This is a genomic window from Phytoactinopolyspora halophila (genome assembly GCF_003287285.1).
GTDB lineage: Bacteria > Actinomycetota > Actinomycetes > Jiangellales > Jiangellaceae > Phytoactinopolyspora_A > Phytoactinopolyspora_A halophila.
This window is the reverse complement of sequence record NZ_QMIG01000002.1, coordinates 89,447-106,147: the sequence shown is the minus strand read 5'-3', so window position 1 is coordinate 106,147 and position 16,701 is coordinate 89,447. Positions and strand designations below refer to the sequence as shown.

General features: G+C 64.7%; 16 protein-coding genes. 6 read left to right on the top strand and 10 right to left on the bottom strand.

The window, feature by feature from the left end:
- Window positions 1–38 precede the first annotated feature (38 nt).
- Window positions 39–1,250, top strand: coding sequence for a CapA family protein (locus DPM12_RS03020; protein WP_112256799.1), 1,212 nt, complete (start codon window positions 39–41; stop codon window positions 1,248–1,250).
- Here DPM12_RS03020 and DPM12_RS03015 read toward each other — a convergent pair.
- From DPM12_RS03015 to DPM12_RS02985, 7 genes are all read right to left on the bottom strand, one after another.
- Window positions 1,245–2,324, bottom strand: a complete 1,080-nt coding sequence (locus DPM12_RS03015; RefSeq protein ID WP_211658309.1) for a M28 family metallopeptidase — start codon at window positions 2,322–2,324, stop codon at window positions 1,245–1,247. The genes DPM12_RS03020 and DPM12_RS03015 overlap by 6 nt on opposite strands.
- Window positions 2,325–2,404: 80 nt before the next feature.
- Window positions 2,405–3,421 carry an aldo/keto reductase gene (locus DPM12_RS03010; protein WP_112256797.1) on the bottom strand — a complete coding sequence of 339 codons (1,017 nt, stop codon included), beginning with the start codon at window positions 3,419–3,421 and terminating at the stop codon, window positions 2,405–2,407.
- Window positions 3,422–3,455: 34 nt separating this feature from the next.
- Entirely contained in the window at window positions 3,456–3,863 is a 408-nt protein-coding gene (locus tag DPM12_RS03005) for a MerR family transcriptional regulator (protein WP_158542696.1), read from the bottom strand.
- 66 nt (window positions 3,864–3,929) lie between these two features.
- Entirely contained in the window at window positions 3,930–5,543 is a 1,614-nt protein-coding gene (locus DPM12_RS03000; protein WP_112256795.1) for an HNH endonuclease signature motif containing protein, read from the bottom strand.
- A gap of 185 nt (window positions 5,544–5,728) precedes the next feature.
- Window positions 5,729–7,084: a GGDEF domain-containing protein gene (locus DPM12_RS02995; protein ID WP_211658307.1), complete on the bottom strand. Its 1,356-nt coding sequence runs from the start codon at window positions 7,082–7,084 to the stop codon at window positions 5,729–5,731.
- Window positions 7,085–7,650: 566 nt separating this feature from the next.
- Window positions 7,651–8,421 carry a CAP domain-containing protein gene (locus DPM12_RS02990; protein ID WP_112256794.1) on the bottom strand — a complete coding sequence of 257 codons (771 nt, stop codon included), beginning with the start codon at window positions 8,419–8,421 and terminating at the stop codon, window positions 7,651–7,653.
- A 126-nt stretch (window positions 8,422–8,547) separates the two neighbouring features.
- The gene (locus DPM12_RS02985; protein WP_211658305.1) at window positions 8,548–10,107 is read right to left on the bottom strand and encodes a DUF7059 domain-containing protein; all 1,560 of its coding nucleotides are present in this window, start codon (window positions 10,105–10,107) and stop codon (window positions 8,548–8,550) included.
- A gap of 111 nt (window positions 10,108–10,218) precedes the next feature.
- Between DPM12_RS02985 and DPM12_RS02980 the strand changes: the two genes are divergently transcribed.
- Genes DPM12_RS02980 through DPM12_RS02970 form a run of 3 tightly spaced genes read left to right on the top strand, consistent with a single transcriptional unit; the run spans window position 10,219 to window position 12,821 of the window.
- Window positions 10,219–11,508, top strand: coding sequence for an outer membrane protein assembly factor BamB family protein (locus DPM12_RS02980; protein WP_112256793.1), 1,290 nt, complete (start codon window positions 10,219–10,221; stop codon window positions 11,506–11,508).
- Window positions 11,509–11,539: 31 nt separating this feature from the next.
- Complete coding sequence (locus DPM12_RS02975; protein ID WP_211658303.1) at window positions 11,540–12,367, top strand: alpha/beta fold hydrolase; 828 nt, start codon at window positions 11,540–11,542, stop codon at window positions 12,365–12,367.
- Window positions 12,360–12,821, top strand: a complete 462-nt coding sequence (locus tag DPM12_RS02970) for a GNAT family N-acetyltransferase (protein WP_211658301.1) — start codon at window positions 12,360–12,362, stop codon at window positions 12,819–12,821. Before DPM12_RS02975 ends, DPM12_RS02970 begins: the two co-directional genes overlap by 8 nt.
- A gap of 80 nt (window positions 12,822–12,901) precedes the next feature.
- Here the strand turns inward: DPM12_RS02970 and DPM12_RS02965 are convergent, their stop codons facing one another.
- The gene (locus DPM12_RS02965) at window positions 12,902–13,372 is read right to left on the bottom strand and encodes an NUDIX domain-containing protein (protein ID WP_112256792.1); all 471 of its coding nucleotides are present in this window, start codon (window positions 13,370–13,372) and stop codon (window positions 12,902–12,904) included.
- A gap of 114 nt (window positions 13,373–13,486) precedes the next feature.
- The gene (locus DPM12_RS02960; RefSeq protein ID WP_112256791.1) at window positions 13,487–14,038 is read right to left on the bottom strand and encodes a MarR family winged helix-turn-helix transcriptional regulator; all 552 of its coding nucleotides are present in this window, start codon (window positions 14,036–14,038) and stop codon (window positions 13,487–13,489) included.
- A gap of 49 nt (window positions 14,039–14,087) precedes the next feature.
- On the opposite strand from DPM12_RS02960, the gene DPM12_RS02955 reads away from it, so the two are divergent.
- Both DPM12_RS02955 and DPM12_RS02950 read left to right on the top strand, forming a co-directional pair.
- Window positions 14,088–14,819, top strand: a complete 732-nt coding sequence (locus DPM12_RS02955) for an SDR family NAD(P)-dependent oxidoreductase (RefSeq protein WP_112256790.1) — start codon at window positions 14,088–14,090, stop codon at window positions 14,817–14,819.
- A gap of 20 nt (window positions 14,820–14,839) precedes the next feature.
- Window positions 14,840–15,844, top strand: a complete 1,005-nt coding sequence (locus tag DPM12_RS02950) for a DUF3500 domain-containing protein (protein WP_112256789.1) — start codon at window positions 14,840–14,842, stop codon at window positions 15,842–15,844.
- A 17-nt stretch (window positions 15,845–15,861) separates the two neighbouring features.
- Here DPM12_RS02950 and DPM12_RS02945 read toward each other — a convergent pair whose 3' ends face one another.
- Window positions 15,862–16,629, bottom strand: coding sequence for a TetR/AcrR family transcriptional regulator (locus tag DPM12_RS02945; RefSeq protein WP_112256788.1), 768 nt, complete (start codon window positions 16,627–16,629; stop codon window positions 15,862–15,864).
- Window positions 16,630–16,701: the final 72 nt, after the last annotated feature.

Below are 16,701 nucleotides of genomic sequence, written 5' to 3'. Positions count from 1 at the left end.
GAATCGTGCCCGGCGGCGCGAGTAGGCTCGGCAGAGTCATGAACACGTGGACCGCGTGGGGATTTCGCCGGACAGGTCCGGTCACGGCGGCAGCACTCGCGCTGACCCTTATCGCGTGCGTCGAGGACGAACGTTCGTCGCCGGATGCCGACGATTCGCGGGGCGCCGAGGATTCGTCGCTCGCAGCCGACGCGAGCCCCGAGCCGGCGCCTGGAACGACGTCGCATGACGATCCGCAACCCGAGCAAACGACCAGATCATCGAGCCCACGTGGACCTCGAGGCAGCGTTCGCGAGCCGATCACCGTCTCGTTCGCCGGCGACATCCACTTCGAGGGCGAGCTTCGCACGCTGCTCGACGATCCGGAGAACGCGCTGGATCCCGTCGCGGCGGATCTCTCGGATGCCGACCTGACCGTGGTGAATCTCGAATCCGCAGTCGGGTCGGGCGGCACGCCGGAGCCGAAACGCTATACGTTCCAGGCGCCACCCGCGGCCCTGGAGGCGCTTTCCGCGGCCGGAGTCGACGTCGTGACCATGGCGAACAATCATGCGATGGATTTCGGCCCGGACGGGTTCGCCGACACCCTCGCCGCTGCCGAGCAGGCGCGCGATGCGCAGCCACCCCTGTCAGTTGTCGGTATCGGCGCCGATACCGACGACGCGTTCACCCCGGCGGTGCGCGACGTCGGCGGCGTGCGCGTCGCGGTCCTCGGCGCGTCGACACCCGACGACCCGACGGCGGACCCGACCGAACACTGGGCCGCCACCGAGGACGATCCGGGCATTGCGGTCGCGCTCGACCACGAGCCACTCGTGGAGGCCGTCGACGCCGCACGGGCGGACGCCGATGTGGTGATCGTCTACATGCACTGGGGGATCCAGGGAGAGCGCTGTCCGAGCGAGTCCCAGCAAGACTTGGCCCGTGCCCTCGCGGACGCCGGCGCCGATATCGTCGTCGGGAGCCATGCGCACCGCCTTCAGGGCGCCGGGATGCTGGACGACACGTACGTGTCGTATGGTCTCGGCAATTTCGCCTGGTACACGCAGAACTCGCGGGCCGCGTCGACGACGGGCGTGCTGACCGTGGAAGTCGACGGCGGCCAGGTGAGCGCGGAGTCGTGGGCACCGGCACGGATCGGGCCCGACGGACTTCCCGAGTTCGTCACGGGTGACGAGGCGGAGGACATGGCTGACGATGTTGCCCAACTGCGGGAATGCACCGATCTGGAGCCGCTCGGGCCGTCATGACGAGCTCAGCCATGCCCACATGATGGACCCCACCCACGCGAGCTGGCCGGTATCGATGACCGATGGCACGTCGTCGGGCGAGTGGTAACCGGCGAACGAGACACTGCCCAGACGGGCCGACGGGAGATCGGCCTTTTCGAACGACCAGTGGTCACTGGCCCGATTCTCACACGTCTCCGTGGGCACGCCGGCATCCTCGGCGGCGTCGACCAACGCGTCCTGGATGTCCGTCCCGCCCGTTCCTGCGGTGCAGACAGGCACGTGATCGGCCGGGACGCCGACGCGATCCAGGGAGACCATCGCGGCCAGAGCTTCCCGCTCCTCCGCGGGCATGTCTTCCACGTACTGTTGCGAGCCGAAGTGGTGCAGGTCGTCGCCGTCGCCCCGGGGCTCTTCCGCTCCGAACGCGATGAATCGCACGGGAAGGTCCGGAGGTTCGGTGGCGCTCAGCCGGGCCAGTTCGATCATGACTCCGACTCCGGACGCGTTGTCCTCGGCGCCCGGTGCTTGCGGAACGGTATCCAGGTGCGCGCCGATGATGACGTGTGGCTCGGTGGGGTCGAAGTCCGGCGGCTCCGCGATGACGTTGGCCGACTCGCCACTGGGCACATCGACGCCCCACGAATTCCCTGCCGGTACCGGTACGGGCACCTGCGTCACCTCGTATCCGAGCTCGGCGAACCAGCCTTGCACGGTGTCAGCAGCTTCGTCGAACGCCTCCGACGAACCTTCGCGTGGCCCGATCTCCTCGGCCAGGTACTCGATGACGTCGAAGGAAGCCTCGGGGTCGAACTCCGCCGTCCCGGGGGCTGGCACGACGGTGGCGGCCGCGCTCGGTAGCGAACGACTCGGGTCCGGGCGCGACGCCGTCGCATCAGGCGCCGACGTCGCGCCGGAGGTGGACGTGGGACGAGGCGTGGATCCGTCGTTGTCAGCATCGGGCGAATCGGCTGGCGAGGACTCGCCACCACAGGCGACGAGGAGGGCCGCGACGGCCGCCCAGCTGACGTGCCAAAGCCGCATCCTTCCATAGGAGCGCAGGATCATGCAGGTCGACAAGGTGGTCAACACCACGCCACGCTCCGCCTGCTAGCCCTGTTCAGCGTTGTCACTGCTCGTATGAGCCGTGATGCACGTCCCCTCTGCGCTGCCGATCAGCTCTGGTGCTGATCCTCGTCCGAGCGTGGAGGGGTCACGCCCGCCACGAATGTCATGTCACCGTAGCGATCACCAACCGGGACCATGACATCTAGCGCAGCGAGATCGTCCGCGTCGAGATCGACCTCGAGGGCAGCGATATTGGCCTCGAGATACTGCCGGCGCCGGGTACCGGGGATGGGCACGACGTCGGAACCTTGTGCCAGCAGCCATGCGAGCGCCACGTGCGTCGGGTGGCAGCCCTTGTCCTTGGCGATCTTGGTGACATGCGTGACGAGTTCCAAGTTGCGCTCGAGGGCTTCCTGGCTGAAGCGGGGAAAGCGACGCCGGACATCATCCTCGTCGAGATCGTTGACGCTCGTGATCGTTCCGGTGAGAAAGCCCCGGCCGAGAGGGCTGTAGGGCACGATCCCGACTCCGAGCTCACGGCACGTGTTGACGATGGATCCCTCGATATCCCTGCTCCACAGGGACCATTCGGACTGCAACGCAGCGATCGGATGAACGGCATGCGCGCGGCGAATGGTCTCGGCAGCGGCCTCGGAGAGCCCGAGGTAGCGGACTTTCCCCGCCTCGACGAGCTCGGCCATGGCGCCGACGGTGTCCTCGACGGGCACGTCCGGGTCGACACGGTGCTGGTAGTACAGATCGATGTGGTCCACGCCGAGCCGGGCCAGCGAAGCGTCACATGCGGATCGGACGTACTCGGGCCGTCCGTTGATGCTCCGGCTGTTGGGGTCGTCGGGGTCGCGGACGATCCCGAACTTGGTCGCCAGGATCACGTCGTCACGGCGGTCGGCGATAGCCCGGCCCACCAACTTTTCGTTGGTGTGCGGACCGTACATGTCGGCGGTATCGAGAAAGTTCACGCCAAGGTCGAGGGCATGGTGGATGGTGGCGATCGATTCCGCGTCGTCACGAGTTCCGTAGAACTCGCTCATCCCCATACATCCGAGACCCAGCGTGGAGACGGTGAGGCCGGAACGTCCGAGGGTTCGGGTGGGCAGTGTCATGCTCGTTTCCTCTCGCTGATGTGTTTGCTTGCGCTCATGGCTGTCCGCTGCCCCCGTAGAGTTCGATCTTCGTGTCGATGGCCTCGAGAGCAGACTGTAGGGTGACCAGTTGGGCTTGCACGGCCTCTCGGTGCCGTAACAGCAGGTTGAGTCGCTCTGGTTCTGATGCCGGGCCCTGGTCGACGAGCTCGAAGTAGCGCTGGATTTCCCTGATGGGCATGTCCGTCTGCCTTAGTCGCGTGATGAAGGCGATCCGTCGCAGATCCTCGGGGAAGTAGACCCGATGCCCGGCGTGGTCGCGCTGGATTCGAAGAAGCCCGATCCGCTCGTAGTACCGCAGCGTGTGAGTACTCAGGCCGGTCTCCTGAGCGACGTCGGAAATTCCGCGAATCTTCTGAACCTCACCGTCGTCGGTGGATTGTGCATCGTCAATGATTCGCACGCTCATGACAGTAGAGGTTCGAGTGTGCTCGAAGTCAAGGTCAGCATCATTCGCCCGGCAGGGCGTTTACCCGTCGAGCTTTGACGGCGTTCCCTCGTCGGGAGGTGGTCGTCGTCCTCCGGCGTGACGCGAATGACGTCGTTTGCGGCCTCGTTCATGGCTCTGTCCGCGGGACTGTCCATTTGTCTGACCGTGATGATCAGGTCGGCGGTGATCCCGGTCTTCGCCGTCTCGGCCAGCATGCCGGGGAGGAGGCTGCCGGTCGTGGCGGGGACGAATGTTGCGGCGTGGCCCGCGGTCCGGGTCGAACCACCGTGGGGGGAGAAACTCGGGGTGTCCGTCGTGTCCGAGTCGTACGTTCCAGCCACCGTGGTGGATACTGCGATGGTGGTGCCCGCAGAGCAGGACGAGGTTTTCCAGATCGGTGGCTCCGCCGTCGGCCCAGTGGTGGATATGGTGGGCGTGGCACCAGGCTGGAGGCCGTGTGCATCCGGGGAAGGCACAGCCGCGATCGCGGGCGATGAGGGCGGTCCAGATGCCGGGTGTGACGGTGCGTTCGGTGCGTCCGACACGTAGCGGTACACCGTGGCTGTCCACCAGGACGTGGGTGACGTCGGCGTCACAAGAGATGCGGCGCAGTGCTTCAGTAGATATCGGCCCGCCCCAGGCGAGCTCGGCGGGTGCGACACCGAAACGACGCGCCCATGTGTCTTGTAGCCACCGTGGATGAGGGGAAGGTGTGGCCGGGTCGTGGTTGCGCGCATGACTGCCGGGCGTACCTTCGGGTGCGAGGGTGGCGAGTTCGGCGAGCAGGTGTAGCTGGGCGGGGTGGCCATGGTTGGTGGGTAGGCTTCCATTGGCCAAATTCCGACGGCAGAGTTCGACGAGAGCGTCGGCGCTGCGTTGTTCCGGGCTACGTGCGTCACGCTCGCCATCGTCGCTGGGTTGCGGTGCGGCCAGTGGGTCGAGTGCGGTACGTACGGTGGCGGCGTCCTCGTTACTCAACAGCCCGGTGATACGCGCCGTGCCGTCGCCCTGGTCAATGATGCGCAGCCGCCGTTTGCGGTGGGCACGTTCTTCGCGGTCTTCGAGGCTTTCGCTGGATAGGACGTGCAGCAGGTGGGTGGCCAGCCGCTGCAGGGTGGCCGGGTCGTGCTGGCGTGCGAAGCCGGCGAGGTCTTCCTCGGCGCGGGCGGCATCCTCGGGCGAGATGTCGGTGGGTAGCTGGGCCATTGTTTTGGCGATCACGAGAGCGTGATCGGCCGACACCTGCCCGGCGGCCAGAGCGCCCTGCGTGGCTGGCATCGAGCCCGTGGAGGTGCCGCGCACATTGGCCGCGTAATCCTCGACCGGTTCCGGCGGGTCGAGGCGATGGGCGAGATCAATCGATGCCTTGGCCGTTGCGGGGCGGATCTTCAACATCTCGCGCAGCCACGCCGCGCTCGACGACGCCCCCTGCCGGCGGCCGAGGTCACGCGAGTCGGCTTCGCCGACTAGCCGCAAAAACAGCTCCGACTGCCGAGCGGCCAGCGCGTGGCAGCCCGCGAGCAACTCGGCGAGATCATCATCACTGACCGAGTAGACATCCACGTCGGCAGCCTGATCGAAGACGTCCTCGGCAGCGTCGATTACGCGCGTCATCGGGTGCGCGGGACGCTGCTGACCACTTCCTTCGACCATGAGCAAAGCCTAGTAACCACCACCGACAGAGTTAGGTGGCAAACGGAAGTAAGCAACGGATGGCCAAGGTAAACATATCTATAATGGTTGTTAACTATTTTACTCAGGTGAGTAACGTAGGCAGTGTCTCGACTGCGAGGGTGCTTCAGAGGGCGTGAGACATGGTGATGCTCAACCGACAGAATTCAGCGCTGATCGTCGAGGTCATCAGCGATCTTGGTCGGCTGAAAAGGATCGCTGGGCATGAGAGGGGCCGCGCCGCTTAGGCGGACAGTGTTTCGCCCACCGTTCTTTGCCTCGTAAAGGGCGGTATCTGCGGCGAGTATGAGCTCATCCAGTGAAGTTATGCCCTCTGCAGGGAACACGGCGCCTCCGACCGACGCCGTCAGACTTACTGGCGCCGTCTGTGCTGCATCGGCGGGAGCTGCCAGGGTAATCGTTTGGATGCGCCGTCTTATCCTCTCTCCAATATGAAAGAGCGCCTGCGCATCGTCGATCTCGGGTAGCGCTATGGCGAACTCCTCACCACCCCACCGACCACAAGCGTCCTTGTCACGGACCTCGGCGACGAGCTCCTTTCCAACTTCACCAAGGACATCATCTCCGTACGGATGGCCGTAGGTGTCGTTGATGAACTTGAAGTGATCTAGATCGACAATCAGTACGCCAACCGTGTTGCCGTTTTCGCGACTTCGAACCATGGCCTGTTCGGCGAATTCGTGCCAAGCACCAGCGGTGGCGATACCTGTCTTGGTATCAACACGAGATGCCTGTGCGTATTGGTTCACGAGTACGCCATGGTGCATAGCTGCCATGGCGAACACTATGCCGGGTAGGACGATGGGTATCTCTACAACTACAGCTGCCGTGACGAGTCCGAGACTCATAGCACCGGCTTCGAGGAATTGCTCATCGAAGTTGGCGAACAGATCGCGCGCGCTGGCAGAGGGGCTAGAGAGTGCGATGGCGGCCATGACTAGGGCGACGTTGATTACCCATCGCACGGTTGCCGCAAGAACGATGACGCCAACATGGGCGAGGTCATCAAGTGCCAGGGAATCCGGGATACCCGGGTAGTCGACCGATCCAGCGGCCAAGACTGCGACCGCAGCCTGCGTTCCGCACAACACCGTGCAACACGAGAATACCCAGCGATACGTCTGTATAGGTCGCGTGCGTGGCCATATGCAGAACCAGGCCACGAGATAGGTAAGAACGACCATCACCGATGCCAGGATGGGCGGAAGTGCTATTACAGCAGCAAAGCTCCATACCGCCTTGGTGTCGATGTAAGCTCTCGTCGGTTTGCGAACATACTCTCGCTTGCGCTCAATTTGACGAGTCATCCCCACGGCCAGCACGGCGCAAAGAGCCAGAACACCGAACCGTACGAGGTCCTGTTTGCTGATCGGGACCATCCACGCAGTGGCAACGGTGACCGTTATGCCGATGACGTTGACCGCGAAAACGTAGCAGAGGACCGTCCTGGAAAGTTCCCAGACGTCCCATCCGGAGATGAACGCTCGCAGCCTGGACGACACGGCTCACCTACTTACATGCGCGGAGGACTGGCGCGTTGTGGTCCTTCATGTTAGTCCAAAGCTCCGGCTATGTCGCCGGGCAAATCGGGCAACATTGGATAAATCGAGCCGTTCACTTCATCCTTGAGGTCGGATTTTCGGTGTTCGGTTGGGGGAGGAGAAGAGGAGGTGTGCGCCCTTAAGGCGGAAAGAGGAGTGCAACACTGTGGCCTGCGATAACGGCCATACGGCGTTGTGTCGGTCCTGCTCGTGCCGAACTCGCACGTGCTGTTGAGTGAGGAGGTGTTTTCCATGCGTGACAACAACTGGACGTGAGATTTTTAATTTCTGTTTCCTCTAGTTTTGGCCAGCAAATTCGTGTGAGTGGAGATGTCGCCGTCGGTCTCGTTCCGGAGTGGGAAGATCCGATGGATGCGAGGCCGAGCGGCGCCATCTCTGATGCGGATGTTCGTTTGCGGTCTCGTCCAGCGTGAAGGGTCGAACGGGTTGTGCTCGAGGGCGCGATGAGAGCTTGCTATGGCAAGACCGGAACTCTTGCTGATGGAGTGCCTGGGACGAGCTCTCGCCTACTGGTAGCCGAACTTCTGCGTCCAGTAGATGCCTCGTGAGCTCTCGGCGACGCCCACACCGATGGCGTTGGAGTCGCAGTTGAGGATGTTCTGGCGGTGGCCGTCGCTGTCCATCCACCCGTCGATGACGGCCTCGGCTGTGGGATATCCCATAGCGATGTTCTCGGCGGACCAGTGTGAGTATCCGGCCGCTTCGGCCCGTTCCGCCGGTCCGTCGCCCTCCGGGTTCACGTGACTCAGGTAGTTCCGTGCGGCCATGTCTTCGCTGTGGTCGCGTGCCGCTTGGCTGAGCTGGTCATCGACCCGAAGATCATTATCACAGCCGTGTGCGTCCCGCTGGGCGTTGGTGAGCTCGACGACGTCGGCTTCGAGCGTGTCGATGTGATCTGATGACGGGCCGTCGGGCTCGACGTCCGGTGGTTCGGACGTCGACGTATCCGGGGATTCGTCTGAGGAGTCGGGCTCATCGGGTGAATCCGACGCGTCGTCGCCGGGTGGCTCGCTGGGCGAGTCGGACGTCGGTGCTGACGTCGGTTCGTCGGTTGTTGCCTCGTTCGTCGATCGCTTGCCTGCTGGAACGCGAAATTGCGTCGGGTCGGGCGCTGGCAGGCCGCCGAGTGCCGAGTTCTCCTCAGGCCAGGTGGTTGAGCTTGGCATGCCGGCGGGACGGGCAACTCCGCCGAGATCGCCTGCGTCCGCACAGGCGGTGGTGCTCAGGCAGATGCCGACGGCAAGCATGGCTGGCGTGCGTAAACGCCAAGCGAGCATGGGAGTGAAACCTCCGGGGTGATCTCATACATCTATGTCGCGGCCGATCACCTCGCATAGATTACGACGCAGTCGATCAATGCGCCATAGGGCCATCGGGGGTGAAATCGCTCGTAATGCCGCTGATCACCGATGATGCGAGATCAAGAAACCTTCTTGGGTGAGAGAGCGGATCCTGGGGAGGAGGTCGTCCCGCAATGACGAGGCGTCGACGTCCAGGACCTGTGCGAGGGCGTCGACGATGACCCCGACGGGAAGGCTGCCGTCGCAGGCGCCGACGAATCCCGATTCGGCTGTGGTGCTCGCGCGGGCACGCCGCAACCCGTGCTGCTGCCTGAGCACCAGGTGCTCCGGATCTTCCTCGCCGGGTTGGCCGACTTGTTCCAGCATGACGTCGTCGGCGACGGCCAAGTGGGTGGTGAGCAGCTCGGCGTCGTCCACGCGCAGGGTCTCGGAACGGTCGAACCATCTGGCGATATGCGGGGCGACGGGTTGTTCGACGGCGTGTGGCCACTCTTCGATCCGAACGGAGGTATTTCGCGTGCCAGCAGCCCGGAGGTTGATCCAACCGAACCCGATCGCCTCAACGTCGTTCTCGTCGAACCATGTCAGCCATTCACGGTATCGGCGCTCGTAAGCTGGTCCGCTGCTCTCCCCGGAGTCGCGGAGCCAGAGCTCGATGTACTCGGCGGGATCTTGCACCTCGCGCTGGATCACCCAGGCGTCGCAGCCGGTCGCGTCGATCCAGGACCCGACACGTTCGCGCCAGTCCTGGCCGCGCACGTGCATCCAGTTTCCCAGGGATTGCAGGATTCCGCCGGGAGCCAGGTGGTGAGCGCCATCGACGACGACACGCCGGGTCACGTCGTCCCCTGCGAGCCCACTGTCGCGGTAGACGTGGCGACCTCCGGGTGAGACGACGAACGGCGGGTTGGTGGCGATCAGGTCGAAGTGTTCGCCGGCAACGGGAGCGTAAAGATCGCCAGACCGGAGGTCCACGTCGATGCCGTTGAGTCGCGCCGTCAACGACGTGAGGGCAAGCGCTCGCGAGTTCACGTCGCTGGCGACCACCTCATCGCAGTGGCGAGCCAGATGGAGTGCCTGGACTCCGCAGCCAGTCCCGAGATCGAACGCTCGTCGCGCGGGACGCCGTACCGTGAGTTGGGCAAGAGTGGTGGACGCGGCGTTGAGACCGAGGACGTGATCTTCGGGGATGCTTGGGGAACGTCCATCGAGTCCAGGTGTGAGATCGGCGACCACCCACCAGTCACCGGTGTCGTCGGCGTAGGGCCGGATATCGACGAGGGCGCTGACGAGGCCACCGCCGCCACCGCCGCCACTGTCGGCACGGTCGCCGCCGTCGACGCGGAGCAGACCGCCCTCGACGAGCTTCTCGAGCGGTAACCCGGCTGGCAGCGCTGCCCGTATCGCGTTGGCGGGCACCGGAAGCTGTAGCCGCCAGAGCCGGGTGAGCGTTTCGAGTGGCGTGTCGCCCGTGAGCGCGAGCTGACCCGGAATCGTGGCGTTGCGGTTGAGCGCGCTGCTGGCACGCTCGCCGAGCAGCTCGTGTACTGCGTCGACGGTGTACCGTGCATTGGCCAGGGCGTCCCGGAGCCGGGCTACGTCGTCGTCGTTCAGCGCTGGTGCGGAGGGCGTGCTTGTCCTGCCGGACTCGTCGGAAGTCACGGTCGCTATTCTGACGTTCGTGAGCAGAAGCCCGATCACCCCGTCGGTGGTGCCGAACGTCATCCGCGTCGTCATCCGCCGCATCGGCCGTGCGTGAAGGAGTTGTGATCGATGCGGGTAACGCGAAACCGGGTCGTGGCTGTGGCCGCGGGGGGCGTGGTGGTTCTGGCGGCCGGGGCGTATCTGGTCTTTGGCCTGGATCGCTACGACGAGGAGGTCAGCGGCCCGTCTGGGACGTACCCGGAGGCTGTTGCTGAGCAGGCGCCAGCCAACCCTTCGGACGTGCTCGCCGTGGCCGACGACCCGTGGATCGTCGACGGCCTGCGCATCGAGCGGGCGGGCAGCGGTGATGGTAGCGGTTCGGGTGGCGGCAGGGGCGAGGATGCGGTCGTTGCCGCGTACGATCTGCGGACGGATGCGGAGTATTGGACCTACCGCCGCGCCGGGCACGCGGCGTCGATCCTTACCGCCGCCGATGGTTTGGTCTATGTGCTCTGGGACGATGGCCTGCTCGTCCAGCTTGACCCGCGGACGGCGGAGCCGCGATGGCACCGGCAAACGGAATATGACCGCTACGTGGAGATCCGGGTCGTCGGTGAGACGGTGATGGTTGTCGACGAATCCACTGTCACCGGCTATGAGCTGGAGGACGGCGACGAAGCGTGGACGACGTCCTTGCCGGATTCCTGCACGGCTGGCGTTGGTCTGAGCCGGCACGTCCAGGTCACCGGAGACGTGGCCGTCATGGAGGCGGCGTGCGAGTCGGACGACCCGGGGGCCTTCGTCGTCGATGCGGATGGTCACGAGACGTGGATACCGAAGGACGGCAGTTTTCGTGTGGTGCGGGCCGGAAGTGAGTTCGCGTTAGCGGAGATGTATGGCGACGCAACGGTCTTTTCCCCTGACGATCTGGAGGAGGTCGCTGTGGTGCCTCATCCCGGGGAGGAGATCTCGTTCTACTGGGACGGCAACGACGAGCTGCTGGTCGGTCGAAACCCGGATGCTTCGGACGAGGGCGACGTCGCCTATGCGGCGTGGGATCGTGTCGACGACGAGCTCGCCTGGCAGATACCAACCGACGGTACGTGGCATCCCGAGCACATCCCCATCGTCGTCGACGATCTCGTCTACGCGCTGCGCTACGTCCCGGAGAACACCGAACAGCGAGCGCTCGTCGTGTACGACGCTGCCACCGGTGACGAGCTCGACCGTGTGGAGATCGATCTTGCGGAATACCTGACGATCGTCGACGAGGAACGCTTCAGCTACCCGTCGGTCGAACTCCGGATCTCGGGTGTCTCGTCCGGGACGATCACGCTCACGATCGATGGCCCCATACTCGCCCGCGATCGCGGCTACTGCGACGCCTGCAGCATCGTTCTCGCTGATCCCGGCACCTGACATATCCGGGGCATGATTATTGGAGGGTTCTGTGCTGGACGCTGAGTTCACCTGGCGTGGGCGCCGAGTCCGCTGGGGCCGCCTGGGCGAGGGGCCACCCGTCGTGTTCTGCCATGGAACTCCCTGGTCGTCTGCACTCTGGGAACCACATGCCCGGGCGTTGGCGGGCGAGTTCCAGGTCTTTTTGTGGGACATGCCCGGGTACGGGCAGTCGTCCAAGGATCCGGAGCATCGGGTCTCGCTCGACGTTCAAGGTGAGCTGCTGGCGGATCTGCTGCAGCACTGGGAGTTGGAGGAGCCGCACGTCGTCACACATGACTACGGCGGCGCCGTGGCACTGCGAGCTCACTTGCTGCACGGTGCGGCCTACGCGTCGCTGGCTCTCGTCGACGTCGTTGCGCTCGCCCCATGGGGTTCCGAGTTCTTCCGGCTGGTGCGCGACCACGTCGACGTCTTTGCCGCGTTGCCGCCTGCCGTCCACGACGGTGCCGTTCGGGCTTACATCAATGGAGCGAGCTACGGCGGCCTCGACGAGGACCAACGTCGGATGCTCACCGAGCCCTGGCTCGGGCCGGAAGGCCAGGCGGCGTTCTACCGGCAGATAGCTCAGGCAGATCAGGCGTACACCGACGAGATCGAGCCGGCATATTCGTCGTTGGCGTTACCCGTTCTCGTAGCCTGGGGCACGCAAGACACGTGGATCCCGGTCGACCGGGCACACCGGCTGGCTGGCCTCGTTCCGGGGGCTCGGTTGGAGCTCGTTCCGGACGCGGGTCACCTGATTCAACTCGACGCACCTATCGCGTTGGCGACAATGATGCATCGATGGTTGACGGAGCAGGAGCGGGGGCGTGGCTGATCGGATCGAAACGGTAGCACTGCGCGAAATTCGCAAGAACGATCTCCTGGTGTTCTACGAGCACCAGCGTGACCCGATGGCGGCCGAGATGGCTGCCTTCCCGGTGCGGGATCTGGATGCTCACCTGGCGCACTGGGCCAAGATCGTCGCGGATGAGACCGTGATCGCGAAGACGGTTGTGGTAGATGGACAGGTGGCCGGAAACGTGGTGAGCTACCTGGTCGACACGGACCGCGAGATCGGCTATTGGATCGGCCGCGAATTCTGGGGTGGGGGTGTGGCCACCGCGGCGGTCGGCGCGTTCGTGGACATGCTGGCTCACCGGCCGCTTTATGCGCGGGTGGCGGAACACAACCAGGGCAGCATTCGCGTGCTGGAGAAGTGTGGTTTCACCGTGGTCGGGAGCGATACCGGTGACGACGGCGTGCGCGAACTCGTCTACTGTCTCGCCTGATCCACCTACCGCTGATCATGAACACAACGCGCATACATAGGCTGTCTAGTGTTCATGATCAGCGGCGGTGCGGTGGGGAGTCAGGAGGCCGAGTGGAGGAGGCCGAGCGCCGTGAAGGTCTGCCGAGCGAAATTGCCGAGGTCGACGCCGCCGAGCTCGTGCCGGGCGAACCATGCGACGTCAAGCGTCTCATCGGCGTCCGGCCGCGGTGAGCCGTCGACGACGCGCGCTTCGTAGACGATGCTCACGTACGCGGTCTGATCGCCGTTCGGATAGGTCAGCCGGAACTGTGGTCCGCCAAGGACCGTGACGAGGCGCGTGAGCTCGACGGACACGCCTGCTTCCTCCTCAGCTTCCCGCACGGCTGCCGTCGCCGGATCTTCGTCGATCTCGACCGAGCCCCCGATGGTCCCCCACCGACCGGTATCGGCCTGGCGGACCAGCAGGATCCGGTCGGTGTTGTCACGTGGCAGAACGCTGACCGACGGGAGCAGGATGAGATCGTTTCCGATGGATTCGCGTAGCCGGCGTATGTACGGCGAGACAGGCATGTCCTCGATTGTCGCAACACCCTCGTTTGCGGCAACGCGGCGTGCGCCGTATCTCGGCAGGAATCGTGCCCGCTGGTGAAAGGCGCGGGCTTGCTCATTGTTCGCGGAGATACGTCACGCGAGTTCAGTGGCGCTGTCCGGGTTTGGCGTTCGTTCGGTGAGAGACGTCCGTTCGGTGAGGTCGGCCAGGAGTATCCGCAGGAGATCGCTGAGCTCGCGACGCTGCTTATCCGTGAGGCCGGATAGCAGCTGCTCTTCATGGGAAAGCAGGTCGTCGACGGTGCGTTCGATCAGCTCGTGCCCGTTGTCGGTGAGAATGACGACGACGCCTCGCCCGTCGTCGTCGTTCTTCTGTCGCCGTACGAGGCCGTGTGATTCCGCGCGGGCGACGCGCTGTGAGATGGCCCCCGGGCTGACGGCGGCGCGGCGGGCGAGTTCGCCCGGGGTCAACGCGTAGGGCGGACCGGAGCGTCGGAGTATCGCGAGCAGATCTCGTGTGGCGGTGTCGACGCCGAGCCGGGTCATGGTGCGCCTGCGGTCGTCGGCCAGGAGTTTGGCGATACGCCAGATCCGCGTGACGACTCCGATGGACCCTACGGGCGTGTCGGGGCGCTCCCGGAGCCATTCCTCCTGGATGTCGTCCACGTTGTCGCGCGGTCCGTTCATAGTTATAGTTTAGACCTATAGTAAAAATTTTAGGTCTAAAGGAGTAGCCATGTCCCACGTCGTCGTGACCGGGGGTGGAACGGGCATCGGGCGTGCTGTCGCCGCGTCGTTCGCCGGCCGTGGCCATGACGTGACGATCGTCGGCCGCAGGAAGAATGTGCTGGAGGCGACCGCAGCCGAGATCCGTGCGACGCCAATCGTGTGCGACCTCGCGTCTGCCGAGGAGATCGACGATGCGCTGCCGCAATTTCCCGAACGGATCGACGTCCTGGTGAACAACGCGGGTGGCAACGCCAATCTCGACGCACGGCCGGAGGGTGACCAGGATCTGTCCCGATTGACCCGGATCGCGCGGGACTGGACGGCCAATTTCGCGGCGAACGTTCTGACCGCGGTACTGGCCACCTCCGCGCTGGAGGATCGGCTGGATGTCGGCGGACGAATCATCACCATCGGCTCGATTGCCGGCCGGCAGGGGGCGGGAAGTTACGGCGCCGCCAAGGCGGCGCTGGAGTCGTGGAACGTGGGCTTGGCGCGACGTGTCGGAGATCGGGGCATGACGGCCAACGTGGTAGCGCCGGGGCTGACCGTGGACACGGAGTTCTTCCGGGGAGGGCTCTCGCAGGAGCGCCAGGAGAGGCTGGTCGAGGCCACGGCGACGAAACGAGCGGGGACCCCGGACGACGTCGCGGCCGTCGTCGCCTTTCTCGCCTCGGCCGAGGCAAGCCACGTTACGGCCCAGGTGGTACACGTCAACGGAGGCGCGTACTCGGGCTTCTAGTCGATGGCAGACTGGCCGGTATGGCGAATCCCAGGTCTGGGTGCAGCGCGGCCGGCCGCATGGCTCGTGCGGCGCGGGCATTCATCGATGGCCTCGCGCCGGACCAACGCCAGACCGCATGTGCGACGTTCGACGCGCCGGACCGGCGGGAGTTCACTTATTTACCCGGACCCCGTCCCGGTCTCGCACTGGACGAGATGACCGATGAACAGCAGGCACGGGCCATGGAGCTGCTGGCGACGGGATTGTCGGAGCGGGGCATGGCTAACGCGCGGACAATCATGCAGCTGGAAGGGATCCTCGCCGAGATCGAGCGTGCGGTTGGACGCAGGGGCTGGCAGCGCCGCCATCCGCGCTACTACTGGTTCCGGATACTGGGATATCCGGACGGCTCCGGACCGTGGGCGTGGAAAGCCGGCGGGCACCACCTGGCCGTGCACATGACGATCGTGGGTGAGCAGGTGGCCGGGACCCCGCAGTTCTTCGGGGCGAATCCGGCTGTCGTGCCGGATGGCCATGCACACGCGGGGTTGCGCACGCTGGCCGATGAGGAGGATCTGGGACGAGCCTTGGTGACGGCGTTGACCCCGGCGCAGCGCGAGCTGGCCGTGAGCGCGCCACTGGCGCCTCGCGACATCATCACCCGGTCCGACCCGGTGGCCGACGTGACCCAGATCCCATCTGGCCTGATCGGAGATCACATGTCCGGTGAGCAGCGCGAGTTGCTGGTGCGTTTGATCCGCCGCTATCTGGGCCGGGTGATTCCCGCCGTCGCCGACACGGCGTGGGAGGAGATCGACGACGCGGGGCTGGAGCGAGTGTCGTTCCGCTGGGCCGGGCCGACCGATCCCGGCCACGGACACTATTACGCCGTGCTGGGACCCACATTCTTGATCGAGTACGACAACACGCAGAACAACGCCAACCACATCCACACGGTCTGGCGGGACTTGCGCCACGATTGGGGTGACGACCTCCTGGCCGCGCACTACGCCTCCCCAATCTCCGCTGATCATGAACACTAGTCGACTACATAGGTCGACTAGTGTTCATGATCAGCGGAGGAGCGGCGGGCGAGGAATGATTCGAGGCCGTCGAGGAACCGCTGCAGGCCGAACTCGAACACCGTCTCGCTGGTGAAACCCCATGTATCGCCGGCCAGATCGGCCATGACCGGGAACTGTCCGCTCTTCATGGCCTCGTCGAGTGCGGGTGCTTGAGCGGCCCAGAACTCGTCGTTGCTGATCCCGGTTCGCTCTTCGGCCTGCTTCTCGTTGATGTAGACCCGCGCGGTGCTCTCGACGAAGTTCGACAGCGATGTGATGACGACGGCCATTTCCTGATCGCTGAGACCCATCGGGCGAAGGTGGCGGAAGACGTACTCGACGGTTTCCAGCCCATTCGGCCCGAGCAGTGGACGGGCCTGGTCGACAAACGGGTACCACGGGTGCGACATGCACAGCTGCCACTGCTCGCGCGCCGTCCTCTCGAGGAACTCCCGCCATCCCAGGTGGGACATGTCGGGCACGCCATCGGGCATCTCGAGGACGTGATCGAGCATGAGGTCGAGGAGCTCGCTTTTGCCGGGGATGTACCGGTAGAGGGACATGGTCCCGACGCCAAGATGGGTGGCGACCCGTCGCATCGACAGGGCTTCCAGCCCTTCCGCATCAGCGATTTCGACGGCAGCTGTGACGATCGTCTCCAGGGTGAGCCCGGGTTTGGGTCCGCGACTGGGGCGTTCGCACAGATCCCACAGCAGCTCCATGCTGCGGTGGACGTTTCCGCTGCCTGCGTGTTCCGTCGTCATGATGCTCACACTCTAGCTTCCCAGAATTTATTGCGTGCGTTGTACGCAAAATGGGGTATGCTGTACGCGATT